Origin of the sequence: Shewanella algidipiscicola (assembly GCF_003605125.1) — a bacterium.
Lineage (GTDB): Bacteria > Pseudomonadota > Gammaproteobacteria > Enterobacterales > Shewanellaceae > Shewanella > Shewanella algidipiscicola.
The window spans coordinates 76,514-99,368 of the sequence record NZ_QPQT01000012.1; the positions used below are offsets into that span (position 1 = coordinate 76,514).

Here is a 22,855-nt window from a genome sequence, read left to right on the forward strand (position 1 = left end):
TAGTGAATGGCTCAGAGGCACGAGTGGCGTTTAACCGCGAAAAATTAGCGGTCGAATACCCACATTATGTTGGGGCTCTATAGCAAGGGGCAGCCCTGACCACATCGACCGATGGTTCTTACAAGGCCGCAAGCACAACTTCGGCCTTACTCACCTCAAAGCTTTTAGGGGCTTCAATATTCAACAGTGTCACCACACCATGGTCGATCACCATGGCATAGCGCTGCGAGCGGATACCGCCAAACGCACCAGTATCCATGGTTAATCCCAGCGCCTGAGTAAAGCTGGCGTCACCATCGGCAAGCAACATCAACTCGGAGGCATTTTGCGCATCACCCCAAGCTTTCATCACAAACGCATCGTTCACCGCCACACAGACAATCATATCGACCCCTTTGGCCTTAAACTCATCGGCCAATACCACATAGCCTGGCAGGTGCGCCTCCGAACAGGTGGGAGTGAATGCGCCTGGCACGGCAAATAACACCACCCTTTTATTGGCAAATAACTCATTCACATCATGGGTCACCATGCCATCGCCGGTTAATTGTCCCAAGGTTGCTGCGGGTAGTGCTTGTCCTAATGCGATCATAAATCGCTCCTTAATGAATATACAAAATGACCAAGACAGCCTAAGGTAGAAAGATAATCACCTTAAACTCATGTGATAGTTGTTGAAAATGCGCCATCACTTGTGGCGTTAACCACCGACACTGCGCCTTGGCACCATAATGCGATAAGTGCGCCAGCATCCAGCTACCAACAACCTCAATAGCACTTCACACAATAGCGCAAACAGTAACCCTAAGGATAGGCCAATGGTTATCGCACGGCCATCGAGCATTATCGTATGACTAAACTGCTGCCATACTTGGGAGCGAATATCGGCTAATGGCTCAAGCATCACCTGTTGAAAACCACTGTAAGGCGTCTGATTAAAGCGTTGCAGTGCCCCTTGCAGCAGTTGATATCGCTGGTAAAGAGTCTCAATATTGTCACCACCAGCGTTAATCACAGTATCGGGATTATGTCGATAATGGTTAATTAACTGGTGAATATCGCCATCAAAAAAGCGGTCGGCATCACGCTGAAATACCGACAGACTCAACTTGGCTTCCGTCGTATGCGCCTGCAATTGCTGACCATATTGATCGACAAACGCCGGCACTTGCACACCAAGTAGTACACCGCAAACAAACAGTATTAAGCGCACATAATCCATCAAAGACTTCATCTTAACCCCTCACAATCATAGCGGTGATCGGTTCATCGAGCATTAGAGTCACGCACTAAAAAAGGATAACTTTTAGTAAGGTGGCTCAAACCAAAGCTTGACACAAATAACAAGCTAAGTGAAAGTAAGCCGATGACATATCACATCCACGTCTGCGTAGCGGTTCGCTAAGCTTGTCGGTACGTTTTAGACCAAACACAACCCTGCGACCAATAACAAGAAAAGAGCTATCGAAAACATCAAGGTACGATCCCAAACGTTATACAAGGGATACATAAACTTTAACAGGCTTTTTAGCGCCCTATTATCTAACTTCAGAAATGCACGACATGCTAATCCACAGCCCCCTAGGTGGACTCAATAGCCTTAAGATGGCATAACGTTGACTTATTAGCGCATGATTTTCTGACTTCAGTATCAACCAAGTCACCAAAAATAACGTCCAAAATAACAATGCTGGTATGGTTAACCAAGCCAATACAGCGAGAAAAATTACAACTACAAGATGGTCCACTGAACTTCCTATTTCAATTCGATTTAATGCCCATCACGCAAACATCCTACTGCAACTCGAACACTCAAAAGGCACGTTTGTACTGCCGATGCGATGTACCTTACAACCCCTGCGGCTTAATATGTTCAATAATGCTATGGTGAATACCAGCAAGAATAGCGAGTGTTTCAGCCGAGGTTAAATCGAGTTCGCGCCAACCATCAGTCCCCATAAATTCTGCTTTCTCATAGTTAATATGGGCATGCTCGCCATGCGATTTAATCGCCCCTTGCAACCTAAAAATGCCTTTAGCCGTGTGTATTCGACTGATCGAAAATTGCTTAATTTTATCCATAAAACCTAACCGCCAATGCCCAAAACTGGGGGAAATCTTTATTGGAAATACTTATGCGCCGAGTATTTAGGTTAAATAATTTAAATATGACAATAACTTAGCATCGCTAACCTTTGGGGTTCAACACTTTGCTGCTAATGAAATGCGTGGCGTTATATGGCGTAAAGTAAAGGGAGGAAGCAATCTTCATTTGCTCAATCGCTAATCGCTGGGTAAAGCCGAGCTTCGCTCATTCTACTTAAAAAATTCAGTTTCACCAACATCACAGAACCAAAAATAACCATATATATCAGCAGCATAACTATAGTTAAAGGTTAGCACGTTCAGGTGTTATCAAAAAATGCCGACTCAAGCTTAAAATCACCTTAAAAGTGATTTATTTATTTGTAACAAAATCTGTTTTGCCTGTATCGACCATTGGTTTGCTTGAGCTATCGCCTTATACTTTTGCCTTCAAATATTAAAACAACCATGTTGGAAGCAAGCGCTATGACTACTGGGACCGCTCCGGCAAGTAAAACACATTCGTTCATGACTGTGTCTCTTATCGAATTATGGGAACGCTTTGGTTATTACGGCATGCAGGCGCTGATTGTGTACTTTATGGTGCAGCGACTTGGCTTTGATGACTCTCGCGCGAACTTAGTGTGGAGTGCCTGTGCGGCGCTCATTTATGTATCACCGGCGATTGGTGGCTGGGTTGGGGATAAGATTCTCGGCACTAAACGCACTATGCTGCTGGGCGCAGGGATTCTGTCTCTGGGTTATGCGCTAATGGCAGTACCCACTGAAAATACTTGGTTTATGTTTTCAGCACTCGGCGTGATTGTAGTCGGTAACGGCCTGTTCAAACCAAATGCCGGTAACTTAGTGCGTAAGATTTATGAAGGTGATGATTCTAAAATCGACAGTGCATTTACCATCTATTATATGGCGGTAAACGTCGGTTCGACCTTCTCTATGTTACTGACACCTTGGATTAAAGATTACGTTAACGCCCAATATGGCAATGAATTTGGCTGGCATGCCGCCTTTGCCGTGTGCTGTGTCGGTATATTGGTAGGGGTAGGCAACTATGCATTAATGCGTAAGAGTTTAGTTCAATATGGCTCTGAGCCTGATACTCGCCCAGTAAACAAAAAAAGCCTTGCCATCGTATTGGCGCTAGCCGCATTGTCTGTGGTCGCTTCAGCAATTATTCTTGAATATGAAGCCGTTGCACGTGTCTTTGTGTATGCTGCAGGCATTACAGTATTGGCAATCTTCTTTCACTTGATCCGTACCAGCGAAACCAGTGAACGAGCAGGACTGATTGCAGCGCTGATCCTCACAGTGCAAACCGTGTTCTTCTTTATTTTCTATCAGCAAATGTCGACTTCATTAGCGTTGTTTGCCCTGCGTAATGTGGACTGGGATTTCCAATTCTTTGGTACCCATTTATGGACTTGGTCGCCAGCCCAGTTCCAAGCATTGAACCCATTATGGATCATGGTCTTAAGCCCTGTACTTGCGTGGAGTTATTCGTGGGCGGGTCGCAATAATAAAGACTTCTCTATCGCGGCGAAATTTGCCCTCGGGTTTGCGGTTGTGGCTATCGGCTTCTTTATTTATGGCTTTGCTGATAAATTTGCCGTTAATGGCAAAACCTCTTCATGGATCATGATTTGGGGCTATGCCTCATACTCTTTAGGTGAGCTGTTAGTCAGTGGCCTGGGCCTTGCAATGATTGCCCGCTACGTGCCAGCACGCATGGGTGGCTTTATGATGGGCGCCTATTTCGTCGCATCCGGTATTTCCCAGTACCTAGGCGGTGTGGTAGCCAACTTCGCCAGCGTACCTAAAGATTTAGTCGATCCACTGCAAACCTTACCCGTCTATACCAGTCTATTCAATAAATTAGGTATAGCAGCTGTGGGTTGTACCTTTACAGCCCTTGCGGTACTCCCCCTGATGCGCCGACTGACAGAAACGCATCATTCTCATAACGGTTCCGTAGGTAATGGTGATGACAGTGCTGCAACATCGCTGCGTGATATAAAAGCCGAACAATAAATCTTAATGACTCAACTGCTAGCCATCTAAACTAAACGGCCGATGAGTCATACTCAGCGGCCGTTTTTGTGACGCTTTTACCAATAACGACTAAGCCAAATGATAATGGCAGGTACAGGTATCCGAAATAACTATCGTTAATAGCAGACGATTAAGTATAAATTGCCCTAAATTAATCCGTGCCTGTCACTTTAAAATTCTGCCTATAAGGTGTTTTTGTAAACTATGCCGTCTTTCATGATGATTTTAATATTATCTTTTGATTCTAATAACTTAATATTATCGATAGGATCGCCATCAACCAGCAAGAGATCGGCCAATGCCTGCTCTCCAACCACGCCAAGTTTACCTTTATAGGGAGAGCGTTCACCAGACATCATCAGCAATTGCGCATTATCATGAGTGGCCATTTTGAGGATCTCAAATGGTGTATACCATTCGGTTAAACGGGTTAATTGAGCCGTCTGGGTTTGTAGGCGTTCAGCATTAAAAAAGAATGTCTGTACCCCACGCCACTTTGGCCTTATATTTTTTAGCCAGTTTAAACGCCGTTAGGGTGCCCTCTTCGACTTTAAGCTGCTTCTTACGTTGCTCTGATCCCTCGGAAAATGTTGATTTACGATCTGAGGTAAACGGTTGTAAACTCCACCAAATCCCCTCTTTAGCAATACGTTTAGCCGTCACTTCGTCTATGAGTTGTCCATGCTCAATACATCTTACGCCAGCATCGATAGCACGATTTATCGCTTTTGGCGTATAGGCATGTACCGTTACATAGGTATTCCAATTTGCGGCGGCCTCTGTGGCTGCACGAATTTCTTCTGCTGAATATTGTGTCACATCGATAGGATCATATAGCGACGACACCCCGCCCCCAGCCATCACTTTTATTTGCGAAGCCCCCAATGCCAGCTGTTCTCGAGCGTGTTTACGCACATCGGCTGGGCTATCGGCAATGGTGGTTGTACCCGTTTTAACCGCTTGAGTATGTTCTACATCGGTCGCAATGAGCTCATTGGGTAAGCGAAAATCACCATGACCACCGGTTTGAGAAATAAATGCGCCAGACGGCCAAATACGTGGGCCAGTGGTAATGTGTTTATCGATGGCAAGCTTTAGGCCAAATACAGGCCCCCCCAGATCCCGCACGCTGGTGTAACCCCGTTGTAGCATCTCTGAGGCAGTTTTTGCGGCAGCAATATTAATAAAACCTTGATCGGCCAAGAGTAAAGTTTGCTGTGGTAATCCAGCAAGCATTAAATGAGTATGTGCATCGATTAAACCGGGCATTAATGTTTTACCTTGCCCATCGATAACGACTCCCTCTACCGATGCGTTTAGCGTTTCACTGGTGTAATTTTCGATTTTCTTTATGTGTTGATTTTCGATATAGACATTTTTTGCTGAAGACAGGTTGGCACTGCTGCCATCAAAAATATGTACGTTCTTAAAAAGATACGTTTGCGCTAAACACGCTGGCGACAACGCTAAGCTACACATTAATGTGATGAGTTTTATATCCATTTTTAAACTCCAAAGTAGCGGACTATTGGTCGCGCGCGCGTAATAACTCGACTCGTATCGAACTCAGTCGTATTTAACATCTGGAACTCATCTAACGCACAAAACACAACCAAGCATTTAGCTAGTATTGCGCATGTTCGATGGCGACTTCAACCCTAAACGCTATGGCTTGTCGTTGTATCATCAATAGGTTGCAGCAGATCAGTTTGGCCGGATTGACTTATTTGGGAAAATAACGATTTGAAGCTGGAGCCTCTGTAAGAAACTTCGGATAAAAAATCTATGCCTAACCTTTAATGCCCATTAGCCATACTAAAGCGGCCTATAAGCAAGTCGATGGTACAACCATCTCTCCTGAGACAAATACAACCAATTGATTAAAAATATTTTTTAATAATGAGTATAGGTGCCAGCGACACGACACCTATACTCATCATAATAGCACTTGAATATCGCAAGCCCTTTTTTCCAAGCCTTATGCGATTAACATGATAAAACCATCATCAGATCGCAACTTGAGCTTGATATCCCCTTTTGTTACTTAGGTTAAATCACCTATGGTTCAGCGCTGAATAAGATAGCGAATGGTGGGGCCATTCTGCTCAATTTCCAACACCTTATAACCATGATTTTTGGCATCGAGAGGGATATTGTTAATCGACTGTGGGCAGTCACTGATCACCTCTAATATCTCGCCCGACCTTAACTTAGGCATGGCTTCCAAGGTAGCTACCGCAGGATAAGGACAAGGTTCACCCACCATATCGAGTTGATAATCAGGAACATATTGGTTCATTACACCGCCTCCGCTAGCAATTGTTCATCGCGCTTTGCCTTACGAGCAAAGAAACGTTTTTCCCATAACAACATAGCGCCAAAGGAGAGCGCCAACAACACATAGGTCAGCAATAAGCCGCCCTTATCACCTAGGCTGGTCAATAAATTCACTTTATCCCAGTTGGTGGCCAATGGCTGAGCTAAATCATCCCAGTAATAAGCCAGCAAGGTCGACCCTAACACGTTACCCAAACCGACCCACCAGAAATGCACTTGGCCTTCAACCGCGCGGTACATCCAACCGGTTTCACAACCACCAGCCAGTACAATACCAAAACCAAACAGTAGACCGCCGATCACCGCATTAGGGCCGGCCCACATGATTTTTGGCGGTACCCCAAGCTGCACATAGCTGTAAATCCCGATAGCACTCACCGCCATACCTAAGATAATCGCCTTGGCCATATGGGTACGGCCGGTGATCCACATATCACGAAACGCCGAAGTAAAGCAGATCTGTGCCCGCTCGATCAACAGACCAAAGCCAACACCACAAAGCAGTGCGATACCCAGCTTAGGCGCATTAAACATAGTCAACAGCCCCCAACCCACAATCGCCACAAACACTAACATGCCGATACGGAAACGTCGTCTAGCCTGATTTTCGTCCTGCTTGATAGATGTCGCTTTATCGACTTTTTTCAGTTTGACCGGGATGCGGAACATGGGCAATAAGGTGAACCTTGCCCCAAAGTAAGAGCCTGCCGCCGTTGCCAACGCAAAAAACCACGCATGTAAAGAGAACTGCGGGATCCCCGTGAAGAAGGCCGCAAGGTTACAGCCCATCGCCAAACGGGCACCAAAGCCAGCAATAATGCCGCCAATCAGCGCCTGAGCGATACGAGTACGGCTCTGCGGCATACGCAGTTTGACGTTGTTGGCCCACAGCGCCGCCGCGATACAGCCACCAAACATACCGATAATCATCATGCCATCGATACGATCCAAGGGAGATCCCTCTAGACCTATCACCTTAAAATATCCCCACGTTTCAGGGTTTGCACCGAAAAACTGCATCAAGTGGCCCCCCCAGCGAGTAAACTCGCCGGTCACGGCCCAGAAGGTGCCGGTCAGACCAAAATAGTAGGTGGAAAGGATACCGGCAGCGATCACCGCTGGCATTGGCGCCCAGAAACGGACTAAATATTCTTGTTTAAATTGTTGCCATGTCATGTCATTACCCTAATGAACGAGACTAGAAAAAAAATAAGCGCAATGCGCTTATAACCTGAGAGCCACAGCGATCGAGCCATTGGAATCAATAGCATCAATCGCACCTGGCCTCACGCTTAAATGGCTTTTGCTAAGCGGGTACTATGCTGTCCCAACAGTCGATAGCCGTGGGTGTAGAGCGTCGCCCTGCCATTGCGACAAAAACCGATAAGCGTGATATTGCTTTTCTCTGCTAATTCCAACGCCAGTGAGGTCACGGCGGACATAGCAAACAGAATTTGGATATTGGCACTGGCGGCCTTTTGCACCATTTCGAAACTCGCTCGACTGGTGAGCAACGCTGCCACCGGGCGCTCAACATGGTGGGCACTGAATGCGCCAATTAACTTGTCTAGTGCGATATGTCTGCCTATATCTTCATAGGCAGCAATGATCTGTCCCTGATGGTTAAGCCCCATGGCCGCATGAGTGGCTCCCGTCACCTTAAAATGCTGTTGATTATCTTTAATTTGCGCGAGTGCTACCCCTAAATAATCGATGTTAAATCTGGCATCTGAGTCGACGCTAACCACAGGCTTAACAGCCTCTTCGAGCTGGGCGACACCACACAATCCACACCCTGTGCGCCCGGCCATGTTGCGTCTTTGCTGCTTAAGCTCCATGAAGCACCTTTGGTTGATCTCCACTTGGATCAACACGCCTTCGGGGGTGAATTCGAGCTCAACGCCCTTGATATCACGGACATGAGAGACGATACGTTCGGACAGCGTAAAACCGATAGCGAAGGCTTCTAAGTCTTGCGGGCTGGCTAACATAACGGTATGTGAGATGCCGTTATAGACCAGTGCAACTCTCACCTCATTGGCTAAATAGTCGGTGAGCTCGGATGCGTCTCCATCCTCTAACAGGATCACGTTTTTTTCGGTAACCACTTCATGTGAATGATATTCCATATCGCCTCGCCAAAACTATAAAACCAAATAAAAACAATTAGTTTGATGATAATTTAAGACCTATATCACAAACCCATTAACTAAATGCAAATCGCCTTGAATCATCTTGGTGCATTTTCTATTATCCCTAGGTCTTCTATTGGAAGAACGTCGTCTCCGGTGAGGCGTCCGGATTTCAAATCCGGGTAGGGCTGCCAGCAGTCCTGGGTAGGTTCGACTCCTATGTTCTTCCGCCAATTCTCATGAGAGAAAAACAGCTCTGCATCACGGATCTCCCGGCTATTACTGCGATACTTCCTGCGGGTAAAACCACTTCTGTCAAAAAATTCCAGTAGCTGAATACTCACTTTGCGACCAAGGCCTACCATCTGTTTAAACTCGGCCGTTTCTAGCTGACCCTGTTGAGCAATATGGCAACGGATCAAGCCGGCAAAATGGCAAAGCTGCTCACTGAGTAAATACCTGTCTTTCACGACCGCTGTAATAAAGCCCTGCTGTACCAGCTGGAAACACAATAATCTTAATTTGGCAGGTTCCAGCTGGAGATATTCGCCCATCTCGGTGATCCATACCGGCGCCGTTTGCTCGGCAAGCCAAGGTGCTAACGCCTGCCAACATTGCAGAGCCTCACGGTCTAGCACGACCCTATGTTCCGCTAACTGCAGCAAGGCACCACGCAAAACCATACGCCCCTCTTGGCACAGTATATCGAGCACTTTATTCGCTAATTCGGGCGGCAAAGCACTGTGACTCATGCGTTGCAGGCGATTACGTCCCAGCCCAAGTTGGTCGGGATGTTGTTGATGGAACTCGCTAAGTAAACGAATAAACTGTTGTTGTTCTCGCTGCAGTAAACTGGTGGCCACCGCAAACGAGCCTAGGCGCACTAATTCCGCCTGGGCTAGGAGCATCGCCAATCCTTCATCGGTCAATTGCCAACGCCAAGCGATTTCAGCCAGTTCTAACGCCTGTGTTTGACCGAGAAAACCCACCACATCAGCAGGATTATCCAAGCACGCCAACCGGTGTAACTTTGCCACTCGCTCAGGCGTGCGCTTCTTACGATTAGGCACTTTAAGCGCTAACACTCGCCCTGCGCCTAAAGTCTGTTTACCGCCAATGTGTCGCAGCACTATCGGATCGTCTTGGCATAGGAGCAGTGGTTTATCGAGCACCAGCTCCGCCAGATAACAGCCGTCTTCATCAGCTTCATTTAACAAAGAAATTCGGCCTAACGTATGATCGGCGCCATGATGACAATGCACATTTTGCCAATGCACTAACGGCTCACTGCCCAGATGCTCGAAGGCGCGGATCTGCACCACTGGCCGGGCGCAATGTTCGGCTTGAGGCAAGCTGCTCAACCAATCGCCGCGCTCAGGCGGCCTATGGTTATCGACGCCGGTTAAGTTAAGTGCCACACGCGTGCCAGTGACCGCAGCTTGCGCTTCTTGGCCCTGACAGTGAATGCCGCGCACCCTAAGTTTGGCTTTTTGACCTGAGCTATAAAGGTGTTCACCTACGCACACATTGCCGCTGATCACTGTCCCCGTGACGACGCAACCGGCGCCTTTAACACTAAAGGCGCGATCGAGCGTCATCCTAAAGCTGCTGGCATCTGTAGCGCGCACAGACTCTTGCTCACCTAAAGCGAGAATATGTGCCTTAAGCGTTGCTACACCACTGGATACGGCATCGACTGTTGCCGACACCTCAAAAATACCACTGGCCTCGATATGATATTCGGCTAACAGTGCCAAGCCTTCGGCGGTCAGTTGTTTTGCCCTCTGGCTATCAACCAGATCCCGCTTTGTGAGTACTAAGGTCAAACTGTGCAGGGGTAAGAGCGCCAGAATTTGCAGATGCTCGCGGGTTTGCGGCATCACACCATCGTCACAGGCGAGGACTAGGATGGCGTGGCGAGCATGACTCACGCCCACCAGCATGTTGTTGATAAATTTCTCATGGCCGGGGACATCGATAAAAGCCAGACGCGAGCCATCCTTAAGCGGCATAAACGCATAGCCCAGATCTATGGTCATGCCACGACGTTTCTCCTCTGGCAATCTGTCGGTATTCATCCCAGTCAAGGCGCGAATAAGCGTGCTTTTACCGTGATCGACATGCCCCGCTGTAACTATGATCACAACTGCATCCCTAAAGTGCTCAGCTCGGCCAGTAGCTCTGCCTCACTGTCGAGGCCACGTAAATCGAGTCTGAGTTGATCTTGACTCATGCGCCCAATCACCGGACGCGCCGCCTGCTTAAAATACTGCTCTAATAAACTTACATTGCCACCATCGAGCGCGGTAAAACACAGCGCCACCGAGGGCAAAAAGGTATCGGGCTGCGAGCCACTGCCCACTTGGGTCTGACACTCAAGCAGCGCTATCTCATAACAAGGAGAAAACAGCGGAGATAAGGCTTGTTGTAAGCGATGACCCACCTGCCATAACGACGCTTGGCTGCGGGCAAATTTGGCCAAAATGGGCAGCTCTGCATCTAAGGTTTCGGGATTAAGGTAATGGATCAGAGTCGCCTCTAACGCCGCTAAAATCAGCTTGTCACAACGCAGGGCGCGCTTAAGCGGATGACTCTGTAACTTATCGATCAGCGCCTGTTTGCCGACGATCAACCCCGACTGAGGACCGCCCAGTAATTTGTCGCCCGAAAAACTCACCAAATCGACACCATCGGCCAGCATGCCTTGGGGCGTGGGCTCTTGCTTAAGACCAAAGCGGCGCAGATCTGTGAGTGAGCCGCTGCCTAGATCTGAGATGAGTGATATGCCACGTTCACGGCATAACTGCCCAAGCTTCGCCTCCTCCACTGCCGCGGTAAAGCCACAGATATGATAATTACTGGTGTGCACCTTCATGATCGCGGCGGTATTGTCGGTGATCGCCTGCTCGTAATCTTTAAGGTGGGTACGATTGGTGCTGCCAACCTCGACTAAGGTACAGCCCGCCTGGCGCATAATGTCGGGAATACGAAACGCGCCGCCAATTTCCACCAGCTCACCGCGCGAGACTATCACCTCTTTTCCCGCGGCAACGGCAGAAAGCATCAACAACACGGCGGCGGCATTGTTATTAACAACGCAACAAGCCTCGGCGCCCGTTAAGCGTTGAATTAAACGGCTGATCGCATTATCTCTATGACCCCGTTCACCAGCGGCCAGCTCAAACTCAAGCGGTGTTGGGTAGCGCATCACTGATGTCACGGCTCGGATAGCCGCCTCCGATTGCTGCGCCCGGCCGAGATTAGTATGCAGTATGGTGCCGGTAAGGTTCCACACAGGTTTTAAACTGTGGCTGCTATCTTTTGCCAGCTGATCAACCAAGCATCCGTGCAGTTGCGCCAGCTCGCCACACCATGTGGGCAGGCGGCGCTCTGTGCCGATTAAGCTGCGCGCCGCCTTTAACTGGATATCCAGTGCGGCCTTGACCGCGGCCTTACCAAAAGACTGCTGCAGAACCATAAAACTCGGCTCCGCCAGTAAATAGTCCATCGAAGGCAAGGCGCGATACAGAGCTTGTAGCGTGTCGGGTGCTTGGGTCATCATCTTGTCATCTTGTTTATGTCATAAAAAAGCAGGAAGCAGTCGCAGCGATACGACTCCCTCCCACAATTGGTTTACGTTATTGCTCTTGCGCGGTTTCATGGGCCATCAGCAGCGGGTTGACTGTCGTCGCCCCAAAGCCCTTGGCATTGAGCTCGCTGTCTAACATCAAGGTGGCGAGGTCGTCGGCCGCGACATCCATAGATGGCGACTTTTCGACAAACAACATCTTGGTATAGCCATGGCACTCATCACAGCTTTCGATACGCACTTGAGCCTGAGCATCATCTAGCGACCAGATGGTCATCTCCTTGTCCTGACCACAGCTAGTGCAATGGGCGCGAATGTAATGCCATTCGCTCTCGCATAGGCTGCAATGCAGGTAACGCAGGCCGGCACGAGGCTCATCGACAATCACGCTCGCCACCGGATGGCAACCGCAAACGGGGCACATACTCTGCTGCTCCACTTTGGCCTGATCCATGCGCTTAATGACCATAGGCGCCCAGTGCGACCAGTAGACCCCCATCGCCGCCCAGATGAATAGACTAAAACGGGCAGGTACTTCACTCACATGCCCCTGACGCAAGGCGCGTCCCCATAACGTCAGCTGTTCGGGCGATTGCTGCATCAGCAAACGCACGACTCGGGCAATAGAGTCGTCCACCTGAGGTAAGAGTTCGCTTAACAGTTGTTGCAGCAGTCCTTGCCAGTAACTTTCGGCCTCTGAGCCCAACTGGGAAAGCGGAATGGCTTCATCTTTCCCCCAAGCGAGTAGCTGACCGAAGTCAGCTTCCCCCGCGAGTCTGGCCTGAATAACCACCAGACGACGGCACAGCTCAAAGTAATCAGCCAACGGCGAGTCCTTGGCCAATGACAGCAAACGTTGTGCCCGCCTGTGATACACAGCTTGGGGCTCTGCCGCTTTTAACGGTTTAAGTTCCAGCGGCGATTCGCTACCAGGGACCATAGGTATCTCGACGGTATGACTCATTAATGTTTCTCCACGTCCGAATGTTCATCCAACATCACTGGGTGATGCTTGCGGCACCATGCCTTAGAGACCTTGCCGTAAAGCATGCCCGTAACCGACCCTTCCACCCATGTCGCCATCCAAAAATGCACCATCACAAATATCAACATGATCAGTGCACTAATGGCGTGCAACACAATGGCCCAGCCCACCACAGTGGCTGAGAAGTAAGGCGCAAAATAGGGCTGCCACATGATCAATCCCGTCACGGTTAAGGTGATAGATGTCAGCACGAAAGCCCTAAAGAGCACTTTTTGACCTGGGTTGTAATGGCCGATAGGCGGGATTTTATCCTCGTTCTCAAACATCACATCCTTGATGGCGAGCATCCAGGCAAGATCGTGTTTTTCCCATTTGTTGTGTTTGTAGTAACGCACCAACATCAACATCAAGGGCAAACACATCATCAACCCTGCAACAGGGTGAACAAATTGCGCCAATTGCGGCGTACCCGCTATCGCTCCCATCCATTGAAAAGACGGATAGAAAAAGGAGAAGCCAGTCAGAAATGTGACTAACCCAGCCGCGACAATGAACCAATGACAGATACGGTCGAACAGCTTATGACGCACTATCATCTCTTGCTTATCATGCTTGCTCATTTGTCGTCCTCCTCTTCCTGCTTAGCCTCTTCCGCTGGCGGTTGATAACCCGGCTGATCCTCTTCCACTATGTTGCGACCGACGGTGATCTTGTGCAGACAAGCGACGGCGGCGGTGGCAAGTATGCCCATAGTGCCTAAAGGTTTAACCCAGTCCTGCCACAAGGTGAGTGACAGTGGGATCTGCGGGTTATCGGGCATGTTGTAGCTTTCGGGTTGATTGATATCGTGCAATATCATCATCATCCCCGTGCCGCCTACGCCCTCGGGGTTATAAAGCCCCGCATTGGGAAAGCCCTTTTGCTGCAGTTCTTCTACCCGCTTTTGCGAGTAGAACAACATATCCTCACGGGTGCCATAACGCAGCGCCCCTGTGGTGCAGGACTTAACACAAGCAGGCTCTAAGCCCACGGCTAAACGGTCGGAACACATGGTGCACTTGTAAGCCTTGTTGTCCTTAGGATCGATTTTAGGCACATCAAAAGGACAGGCACTGGCGCAATAACCACAGCCAATACACTTGTCCGAATCGAAGTCCACCACGCCATTGGCGTGCTGGATAATAGCCCCCGAGGTCGAACAGGCAGTTAAACAGGCTGGGTCAGCACAGTGCATACAGGCCGAGTGGGTAAATTGCCAACGCAGCTTATTGCTTTCCATCACCTCATGGAACTCCATCAGGGTCCAACATTGGCCCGATAGCGACATGGGGTTTTGGTAACTGCCTTGGAAGGAGCCCACCTCCTCGCGCAAGTCATTCCACTCTGAACATGACACTTGGCAGGCTTTACAGCCATTACACTTAGTGGCGTCAAACAGTTTGGCGACCTTCTCCGATGAATTACGCCCCTTTGCCGCCGGCGTCATCTCTGAAGTGCCGGAGCGACGGATAATGTCTTGTGAGGCCATGATCAGATCCCCTCCGCTTTAGTGATGTTAACCAGAAACGCTTTAAACTCAGGCACCTGCGTATTAGCATCCCCCACTTCCGTGGTAAGTACGTTACAGGAATAACTCTTACGAGTGAGTGCGTTATGGCTGCCGTGGCGGGGTAATCCAACCGTATGGACTAGCTGACCATTAACCTTTAGCGGTTGCAGACGCTTAGTCACCAAGGCTTTGGTTTCAATGCTGCCGCGTTTAGAGCTAACCGTGACCCAATCGCCATTGGCGATACCTTTTTCTGCCGCTAACATCTCGTCAATTTCGACGAAGGTTTCCGGCATAGAGATCGCTGCCAAACGGGCATGGGTCGACCAGAAGTTAAAGTGCTCAGTGACGCAGTAAGTCGTTGCTACATAAGGGAACTCATTATGGGAACCTAAGGTTTCCTTCACACCCGGTAACATACGTACGGCAGGATTACTGATCACCTTGTGCAGCGGGTTCACCCCAATAGGCGATTCCATCGGCTCGTAGTGCTCAGGGAACGGACCTTCGGCCAATAGCTTAAGGGCGAAGAAACGACCCACACCTTCTGGTTGCATGATGAAGGGACCGGCCGATTCTTGTGGGGTTAACTTCATATTGAAGTCGCCCGCATCGATACCGTGCCACTTACCGTCAACCCACTCGACGATGGTGCGCTTGGGATCCCAAGGTTTGCCGTTAACATCACACGAAGCGCGGTTATACAGCACTCGGCGGTTAGCTGGCCATGCGAATGCCCAGCCCGGCGTGACCCCTTTACCCGAAGCATCATGGTTGTCACGCCGCGCCATTAAGTTGCCCTCTTCGGTCCAAGAACCCGAATAGATCCAGCAGGCACAGGCAGTGCTACCATCGGCTTTAAGCTCAGAGAAGCTCCCCAGCTGACGCTGAGTCACAAGATCTCGACCATTGAGCTCGCGAGCCACTTCATCGGCATGGGGCGAATAAGGATTGTGGTAATCCCAATTAATCGCTTGTACTGGCTCAGGCAATGTACCGCCTTCTTCCTTGTACAATTCGCGCATCGCCATTAACACACCTGAGAGGATCTCGGCATCAGGCTTAGCTTCGCCCGGTGGGTTAGCGCCCTTCCAGTGCCACTGCATCCAACGTCCAGAGTTGACGATGGAACCTTCCTCCTCGGCAAAACACGTCGTCGGTAAGCGGAACACTTCTGTCATGATCTCGGCAGGATTAACCTCATTGAACCCTTCAGCGTTTTGCCAGAAGGTTGCGGTTTCCGTCGCCAAGGCATCTAGCACTACCATGTACTTAAGATTACTCAAGGCTTTGAGTACCTTATTACGATTAGGCATAGAGTTAATGGCGTTAACACCTTGGATAATGTAGCCATTCACTTCGCCGTGATAAGCCATATCTAAGTGTTTAGTAAAGTCATACTGCTTGTCCCATTTAGGCAACCAGTCATAACCAAAATCATTATCGGCTGTAGCGTTATCGCCCCAGAAACTCTTTAACTGCGACACAAAGAAGTTAGGGTAATTTTGCCAATAATTGGTTTGTCCCGGACGTAAAGCCACAGGCGTGTAATGCTCAAGATAGCTGCTAAGGCTAGTGTCTTTTTCGCTCGGTAGCTTAAGGTAACCGGGCAAGCTTTGACACAATAACCCCATATCGGTCGCGCCCTGCACGTTAGAGTGACCGCGCAATGCGTTCACGCCACCGCCCAGCACCCCAATGTTACCCAGCAGCAACTGCACCATAGCCATGGAGCGAATGTTTTGCGCCCCTTTACTATGATGGGTCCAGCCTAAGGCATACATAAAAGTAGCGGCCCTATCGTGAGTATGAGTGCTACCAATTTGCTGGCATACCATCTCATAGTCCGCAATCGGCGTACCGGTGATATTGCTTACTGTTTCAAAGTCATAACGTTCTACATGTTGCTTCATCAAGTTCCACACACAGCGTGGATGCTCGAAACTAGGATCGACTTTGGCGTAGCCTTGTTCATCTAACTCGTAGTACCAAGACTCTTTATCATAGCTATCTGTTTGTTCATCGAAACCACTGAACAGACCTTCACTAAATGAGAAGTCTTCGCGCACTATGTAACTGGCATTGGTATAAGCCTTCACATAGTCGTAGTTCACCTGTTTAGTTTCAATAAGATAGCGAATCACCCCGAGCAGGAAGGCGATATCAGTGCCCGAACGGATCGGTGCATAATGATCGGCCAAAGCGGCGCTACGGGTGAAGCGGGGATCGACCACCAAGAGTTTAGCGTTGTTATGTTGCATTGCTTCTGTAACCCAGCCGAATCCGACAGGGTGAGCCTCTGCAGCATTACCGCCCATGATAATGATCACATTAGAGTTTTTAATATCGATCCAGTGGTTGGTCATGGCACCACGTCCAAATGTCGGAGCAAGACTTGCTACCGTTGGAGAGTGTCAGTTACGCGCAATGGTATCGATTGCAACTAGGCCCAATGCCCGTGCAAATTTCTGGGTGATATAACCACCTTCGTTCGGCATCGCCGACGAGGTCATCATCCCAGTGCTAAGCCAACGGTTAACCGTCGTCCCGGCTGAATTCTTTTCAATCAAGTTAGCATCACGATCATCTTTCATCAGGCGGGCGATGCGCTTGTAAGCCTCGCTCCAGCTGATACGTGTCCATTCATTACTACCTGGTGCACGGTACTCTGGGTATTTAAGACGATTCGGACTATTAACATAATCCACTAACCCAGCACCCTTAGGACACAAGGCCCCACGGTTAACTGGATGATCAGCATCCCCTTCGATATGGAAAATACTTTGTTCGGTGTTTTTGCCGTTACTTCCTTTACTGTACATCAGCAATCCGCAACCCACTGAGCAATAGCAGCAGTTATTACGGGTTTCTTTTGCGCTAATGAGTTTGAATTCACGAACGGCCGCATAGGCCTTTTCGGACATCAATCCCAATGCAGAAATTGCTGAGGTAGCAGCGCTAGAAGCACACAGTTTAAAAAACTGGCGTCTGTTCATTGCGTCCTCTCACACTCTTGTCGTTATGAGTCTAGTGGTTACAGCGGTTAAACCTTGCAACCGACTGAGCGGGCCTCATCAAAGACCACACTTAATGTAAGATTATCCCCAAAGGGTAAATAGATGACAAATAATAACAGTAGATCTAGATCTCAAATAACCCCATACAGAACAAAAAACCACAGCATAACTAACCCAAAGCACAAACAACTGAAAAGGCAAGCCAAATAGCATAGATGCAGATTAAAAAACCAAAAAAGCACAAAAGACAATATGTCCACACCGTGTGACCCATTTTGTCGCACAAGTAATGATATGCCTTATTATAATTCAATTTAATATAACCAAATCGCATATCAATGCCGGATAAAAACACAATTCCCACCCATTTTAGATGGATAGATGTCTACAAGTATTAGCAATGTAAGAACCAGCTAAACAAGGACGCTGTCGGCGGTGTTAAACACCCGAAAAAGAACAATCTGTGTCTAAAGTAAAGGGGGAGTGCGATGTGAATTTATATCAAACATAAGATGGACTATATGACGATATAATGAAGCGACTGAACAAAATTCACATAAGAGAGTGCCGTTGATGGCGGCATCGAATATGCTTTACTCTCCATCAGCGGGCACTGTCATAGAAGAAATCAACTGCCTCTGCCCAGCAATACGCTCCAAATAAGCCTATAGCCACCTTACAACAATGTCGCTACACGCAATCCAGTATATTGCGGCCACTTCTAGCGTAGAATATCTACCCATTACGAGCTCGGCTAATCACACAGCAGCCATCCCAATGGCGAACCGGTTAATGTGGGCCGAGAAAAAGCGGGGAAACACAGCTAGCAAACTGCATCAGGAACAAATCACTCACTCGAGACATTTTGTCTATTTTATTTTTCCACGTGGTTTTATTTAGTGACTTATCATTGTTTTTTTTGACTTCAATTGCGCGTTCACCCATCAAGTCCATTGTCGCGCTAGATTGCCCACCCTATACTCTTGCTCTCAGTTACAATCCTTGTAACCCAAAATAATAAGGGATCTTGTATGCAAAGGCGCGACTTTCTTAAATCTGCGGCTGTTCTATCAACAGTTGGGGCCATAAGCCCAGTATTTGCGGCATCAAAGCACCAAGAGGTTGAGCTCGCGTCATGTGCTGACCGCCGACGCTTTAATCTGGTCAACCGCTATGATGTCGTTGCGCCTGAAGGCTCTGAAGGTGTCGTAAAGCTATGGGTGCCTCTGCCTGAAAATACACAGTTTCAACAGGTAATAAAACTCCATTTTAACGGTAATTATCACGATGCTTTTATCACCGCAGATAACAGCTATGGGGCTAAAACACTGTTTGTCACTTGGCCTGACGCCAAGGCCAAAATGAGTATGACAGTGGAAATGGTCATTGAAACCTTAGATTGGGAACCGATTAAAAATGGTGAACTTGCCCACTATAGAACCCCTAAGGAAATACATTATCCCGCGGATGTTGAGCGCTATTTATTGGCGACGAAACACATGCCAATTGATGGCATAGTGAAAGCCACTGCGGATAAAATTGTCGGCAATGAGCAAGAACCACTTAAACAAGCACGCTTGGTTTATAACTGGGTCAGTGCCAATATGTTTCGCGATAACAGCGTGATGGGCTGTGGAACTGGGGATGTTGCCACCATTCTTGAAAGCGGCAAGCTCGGCGGTAAATGTACCGATATTAACTCGGTATTTGTGGCCTTAATGCGCGCTATCGGCATACCTGCACGGGAGATGTTTGGCATACGTTTAGGCCAAGCGATTAAAATGGGACAGTATTCTAAAACGGCCTTCGGTAGTGCCGATGATAAAGGCGTTGCCAATGAAAGTGGTGGTCAGCATTGTCGAGCCATGTTTTATCTGGCCGGTTATGGTTGGTTACCTGCCGATCCCGCTGATGTAACTAAGATGCGTTTAACGGAAAATAAGGCACACACCGATGCCGCAGTACAAACGGTGAATGACTATTTATTCGGTAATTGGGAAATGAATTGGGTAGGCTTTAACTTTGGACGTGATTTTGATTTATCACCCATTGCGGAGCAAACGCCATTGAATAATTTTGGCTACCCCTACGCCGAAGTCGATGGCGATCCGGTGAACTATTACGAGCCTAAAGTGTTTGCGTATGAATACCTATCCAGCGAACAGTAAGTCTTTTTTGGCTACCATGGCCACCGCAGTCATTGCGGCGGTCGCCTCGAGCCTATGTTGCATCGGCCCTTTAGTTTACTTGGTGTTTGGTGCATCGGCGGCGAGTCTTTCTGGAATGCAGAGCTTAGGCTGGTTACAAATGCCGATGCTACTATTATCAACAGGCTTGATTCTGCTCGGCTTTTGGCGACTTTATTTTTCCAGTAAGCCCATGTGTACGGGTGTCATTAGCCGCAATAAGTTGCTATTGCTGTATTGGCTAACAATACCTATTGTGTTGGCATTTCAGTTATATCCCTTTATTTTACCTTGGCTATTTGAGGTGTTTGCATGAAGTATATTTTGTTAGTTAGCCTATTATTTTGCTCATCCACTGTATGGGCAAACAATGTGCAGGTGACGGTGGATGTAGAAGGGATGACATGCCCTTTGTGCGTGACTGTTATCAATCAGGCTCTAAGGAAAACCGAGGGCGTGATCAAGGCCAAGGCCTCATTAAAAACAGAGCAAGCAATCGTCATTGTGCCAGAAGGTTTTAATATGAAGAATTTGATCACCTCAGTAGATGCCACAGGGTATAAAGGCACCATTGGCAAAATAGAGGAGCTTACAGAATAGTAAGGTTTCTGGCTTGTTGCCGTTGCTATTGTTGCCAACAAACCTGCTAAAACGTTTAGCGCCATGAAGGTTCGCTGTTGGCACTGCAAACATTACCTGATCTAGGCAGGCCCTAACAGATGCCATTAAACGCTGACATAAAATATCGCTAGCAAAACGCATACCTACCGCTTGGAATCACCAGCTTATTTTGAACCTATCTCAAAATAAGCTACTGCTATTAACTAGCCGATAGTTGCCTAACCCAATCGTCACTATGTAGCTTTATCTTTGCGGATAACGGCTAGACCGCAAGTGAGCTGGCAAGAAAATGGCTCTCTAACATGTAAACAAACAGCCTGAATGCACTCCTTTAATACTGGGCAAGTATTCAGGCTTTTTCACCTTAAAGCATAATCGAAGCGTATTGCAGTTAGACCCTAAACTGTTGGATCAATCCTTCCAAATTAAGCGACAGCTGCCGCAGCTCCTGACTCGATTGGGATACTTGGCTGGAACCGTCAGATACGCGATTGCTCGCATCACTGATATTGGTAATATTAAAATTCAGCTCTTCAGTTACCGCTGTTTGTTGTTCGGTAGCACTGGCCACCTGAATGGCTATGTCGTTGATACTGCCAATGGCACTGTTAATCTCTTCCATGGCCGAGTGAGCTTGATTTGCCGCTGCCACACTGGTCTGCATCGTACTTTGACTCGATTGCATCGATTGAACCGCTTGGTTTGCGCGCTCTTGTAACACTGCGATGGTATCTTTAATCTCTTGTGCCGATGACTGGGTACGCTGTGCCAGTACCCGGACCTCATCGGCTACCACGGCAAAACCTCGCCCTTGCTCGCCAGCACGTGCAGCTTCAATGGCGGCGTTTAAAGCCAATAGGTTTGTCTGTTCGGTAATATTAGCGATCACATCCAAAATAACGGCTATCGCACTAGTATCTTTCTGTAATAGCTCAATAACGATACTGACCTTGTCGATCTCTTTTGCAGACTCATCTATGGCCATTAGTGTAGAGGAAACGACGTTCTGGCCCTGAATGGTTGCTTGAACCGCATTATTAGCAAACTCGGCCGTTTGATTGGTGTTACGTGAAATCTCTACGGTCGATGACTGTAACTCATTCATCGCTGTGGCAACTTGGGTGACTTCATGGCGCTGCTGTTCCATCCCCAAGGCTGAGTCTCTCGCAACATTACCGAGCGCTTCAACAGCGCCTCCCAATTGCACTGAGGAGGTTCCAATTTGAGTGATCATCTGTTGAAGTTTCATTCGAGTAGAGGTAAGAACATCAGCCAAGGCACTGTATTCGGCGCTGTTAAACTTTTCTCGCTCAATATTAACGGTTAAATTTCCAATCGAGATCTGAGTGAGCACTTCTGTTGTCGCTTGCAATGGAGCAAGAATACGACGAAGAAGAAGAATACCCGCCAAGACCATCACCAGAATAAAGATGACAGCGATAACAATGAGACAAACCTTTAAATTATCGATGGCACTGGCGCTAGACTGCTTGGCGTCATTGACTATCTCTGCTTGTTGTTGAGTGAGTGATCTGATGCCAGTTTCTATTCGGTCATAGATTTTCCAAGATGCGGTCGAAGTTAACATATTAGCCGTCTCTTTTGGATCGGCCTTACTATCCATTGTTATAAATTGATCATGCAGTAATATAAATTCGGCAATAGGCTGTTCTAATCTTGCCAGTTGTTCCTGTGTATGGACATTCGCCAGCTTCTTTAACTCGGTTAAGCTTTGCTTGAGTATGACGGCTTCACCCTCAATATATTGAATCGAATCCGAACTCATCTTAGTGCCTAATACACGTCTTAAACTGTAGCCTATTTGCTCTCTCCTTAAGGCCGAACTTGATTGGAGTAGTTGAGCAGCCACATTGCTGGCAGTATATTCTCGCTCCAATGAGTCTATCTGAGAGCGTACATTTTCTATGTTGTATCCAATCAGGGTCAGACCAATACAGAATATAAACAGCAGTACTGAAAATGTCACAATCAGGAGATGCTTGATGGAACCGTATTTTTTGTTGTCAGTATTCAAGATGATCAACCTTTAATAAGTGCTTAAATTGCAAGTAGATGTATAACGTTCTCCTGTTTAAACCATGCCATACATCTAAAAGGGGGGGGAGAGGTCGTATACCTAAATGGAGAATGAACAGAAGAGCAATATTGATGCCACAGAGGTTTTATTGCGACGTTGAAACGACAAGCGAGAACTGGATCACCTAATCGTGATATTTCGTACTTATTGACCGTTAAATGTCGAGATGAACACGACATTTCAAGG

General features: G+C 47.9%; 18 protein-coding genes, 1 tRNA gene and 1 pseudogene. 5 read left to right on the top strand and 15 right to left on the bottom strand.

From position 1 onward, the window contains the following. Positions 1 to 118: 118 nt before the first annotated feature. The 3 genes from DVO77_RS13950 to DVO77_RS13960 form a co-directional block, all read right to left on the bottom strand. On the bottom strand, positions 119 to 592 hold the full coding sequence (locus tag DVO77_RS13950) for a peroxiredoxin (protein ID WP_119978759.1): 474 nt from the start codon (positions 590 to 592) through the stop codon (positions 119 to 121). Positions 593 to 700: 108 nt separating this feature from the next. Beyond that, positions 701 to 1,234 (bottom strand): DUF2937 family protein, encoded by a 534-nt coding sequence (locus DVO77_RS13955; protein WP_119978760.1) that lies wholly within the window; start codon positions 1,232 to 1,234, stop codon positions 701 to 703. Positions 1,235 to 1,848: 614 nt separating this feature from the next. Then, a complete protein-coding gene (locus DVO77_RS13960) occupies positions 1,849 to 2,082 on the bottom strand; it encodes a hypothetical protein (RefSeq protein ID WP_119978761.1) in 234 nt (77 codons plus the stop codon). A 489-nt stretch (positions 2,083 to 2,571) separates the two neighbouring features. Between DVO77_RS13960 and DVO77_RS13965 the strand changes: the two genes are divergently transcribed. Then, positions 2,572 to 4,134 (top strand): peptide MFS transporter, encoded by a 1,563-nt coding sequence (locus DVO77_RS13965; RefSeq protein ID WP_119978762.1) that lies wholly within the window; start codon positions 2,572 to 2,574, stop codon positions 4,132 to 4,134. Between the two features lie 203 nt (positions 4,135 to 4,337). Here the strand turns inward: DVO77_RS13965 and DVO77_RS19130 are convergent, their stop codons facing one another. The 5 genes from DVO77_RS19130 to fdhD form a co-directional block, all read right to left on the bottom strand. Next, positions 4,338 to 4,544 (bottom strand): hypothetical protein, encoded by a 207-nt coding sequence (locus DVO77_RS19130; RefSeq protein WP_211328816.1) that lies wholly within the window; start codon positions 4,542 to 4,544, stop codon positions 4,338 to 4,340. Between the two features lie 76 nt (positions 4,545 to 4,620). After that, on the bottom strand, positions 4,621 to 5,658 hold the full coding sequence (locus DVO77_RS13970) for a metal-dependent hydrolase family protein (RefSeq protein ID WP_211328817.1): 1,038 nt from the start codon (positions 5,656 to 5,658) through the stop codon (positions 4,621 to 4,623). Between the two features lie 562 nt (positions 5,659 to 6,220). After that, the gene (gene yedF / locus DVO77_RS13975; RefSeq protein WP_110458333.1) at positions 6,221 to 6,454 is read right to left on the bottom strand and encodes a sulfurtransferase-like selenium metabolism protein YedF; all 234 of its coding nucleotides are present in this window, start codon (positions 6,452 to 6,454) and stop codon (positions 6,221 to 6,223) included. Beyond that, entirely contained in the window at positions 6,454 to 7,668 is a 1,215-nt protein-coding gene (gene yedE, locus DVO77_RS13980) for a selenium metabolism membrane protein YedE/FdhT (protein WP_119978763.1), read from the bottom strand. Before yedE ends, yedF begins: the two co-directional genes overlap by 1 nt. Positions 7,669 to 7,784: 116 nt before the next feature. Further along, complete coding sequence (gene fdhD / locus DVO77_RS13985) at positions 7,785 to 8,621, bottom strand: formate dehydrogenase accessory sulfurtransferase FdhD (protein ID WP_110458335.1); 837 nt, start codon at positions 8,619 to 8,621, stop codon at positions 7,785 to 7,787. A gap of 141 nt (positions 8,622 to 8,762) precedes the next feature. On the opposite strand from fdhD, the gene DVO77_RS19055 reads away from it, so the two are divergent. Then, positions 8,763 to 8,857: transfer RNA gene (locus tag DVO77_RS19055), tRNA-Sec, on the top strand. A 69-nt stretch (positions 8,858 to 8,926) separates the two neighbouring features. Here the strand turns inward: DVO77_RS19055 and selB are convergent. From selB to fdnG, 6 genes and pseudogenes are all read right to left on the bottom strand, one after another. Further along, a pseudogene (selB, locus tag DVO77_RS19440) lies at positions 8,927 to 10,768 on the bottom strand (selenocysteine-specific translation elongation factor); the annotation flags it as partial. Beyond that, positions 10,765 to 12,186 carry an L-seryl-tRNA(Sec) selenium transferase gene (gene selA / locus DVO77_RS13995; RefSeq protein WP_110458336.1) on the bottom strand — a complete coding sequence of 474 codons (1,422 nt, stop codon included), beginning with the start codon at positions 12,184 to 12,186 and terminating at the stop codon, positions 10,765 to 10,767. The pseudogene selB and the gene selA, both read right to left, overlap by 4 nt. Before the next feature lie 76 nt (positions 12,187 to 12,262). Next, complete coding sequence (gene fdhE / locus DVO77_RS14000) at positions 12,263 to 13,177, bottom strand: formate dehydrogenase accessory protein FdhE (RefSeq protein WP_119978764.1); 915 nt, start codon at positions 13,175 to 13,177, stop codon at positions 12,263 to 12,265. After that, positions 13,177 to 13,818: a formate dehydrogenase subunit gamma gene (locus tag DVO77_RS14005; protein WP_110458338.1), complete on the bottom strand. Its 642-nt coding sequence runs from the start codon at positions 13,816 to 13,818 to the stop codon at positions 13,177 to 13,179. Before DVO77_RS14005 ends, fdhE begins: the two co-directional genes overlap by 1 nt. Beyond that, positions 13,815 to 14,726 (bottom strand): formate dehydrogenase subunit beta, encoded by a 912-nt coding sequence (gene fdxH / locus DVO77_RS14010; protein WP_119978765.1) that lies wholly within the window; start codon positions 14,724 to 14,726, stop codon positions 13,815 to 13,817. Before fdxH ends, DVO77_RS14005 begins: the two co-directional genes overlap by 4 nt. A gap of 2 nt (positions 14,727 to 14,728) precedes the next feature. Beyond that, positions 14,729 to 17,743: a formate dehydrogenase-N subunit alpha gene (gene fdnG, locus DVO77_RS14015; protein ID WP_119978766.1), complete on the bottom strand. Its 3,015-nt coding sequence runs from the start codon at positions 17,741 to 17,743 to the stop codon at positions 14,729 to 14,731. A 1,052-nt stretch (positions 17,744 to 18,795) separates the two neighbouring features. Here fdnG and DVO77_RS14020 point away from each other — a divergent pair. The 3 genes from DVO77_RS14020 to DVO77_RS14030 are packed head-to-tail and all read left to right on the top strand — an operon-like array spanning position 18,796 to position 20,550. Further along, the gene (locus DVO77_RS14020; protein ID WP_119978767.1) at positions 18,796 to 19,932 is read left to right on the top strand and encodes a transglutaminase-like domain-containing protein; all 1,137 of its coding nucleotides are present in this window, start codon (positions 18,796 to 18,798) and stop codon (positions 19,930 to 19,932) included. Between the two features lie 16 nt (positions 19,933 to 19,948). Beyond that, on the top strand, positions 19,949 to 20,266 hold the full coding sequence (locus DVO77_RS14025) for a hypothetical protein (protein WP_119978798.1): 318 nt from the start codon (positions 19,949 to 19,951) through the stop codon (positions 20,264 to 20,266). Beyond that, the gene (locus DVO77_RS14030) at positions 20,263 to 20,550 is read left to right on the top strand and encodes a heavy-metal-associated domain-containing protein (RefSeq protein WP_119978768.1); all 288 of its coding nucleotides are present in this window, start codon (positions 20,263 to 20,265) and stop codon (positions 20,548 to 20,550) included. Before DVO77_RS14025 ends, DVO77_RS14030 begins: the two co-directional genes overlap by 4 nt. A gap of 412 nt (positions 20,551 to 20,962) precedes the next feature. On the opposite strand, the gene DVO77_RS14035 is transcribed toward DVO77_RS14030, so the two are convergent. Further along, positions 20,963 to 22,606, bottom strand: coding sequence for a methyl-accepting chemotaxis protein (locus DVO77_RS14035; RefSeq protein ID WP_119978769.1), 1,644 nt, complete (start codon positions 22,604 to 22,606; stop codon positions 20,963 to 20,965). Between the last annotated feature and the right edge of the window lie 249 nt (positions 22,607 to 22,855).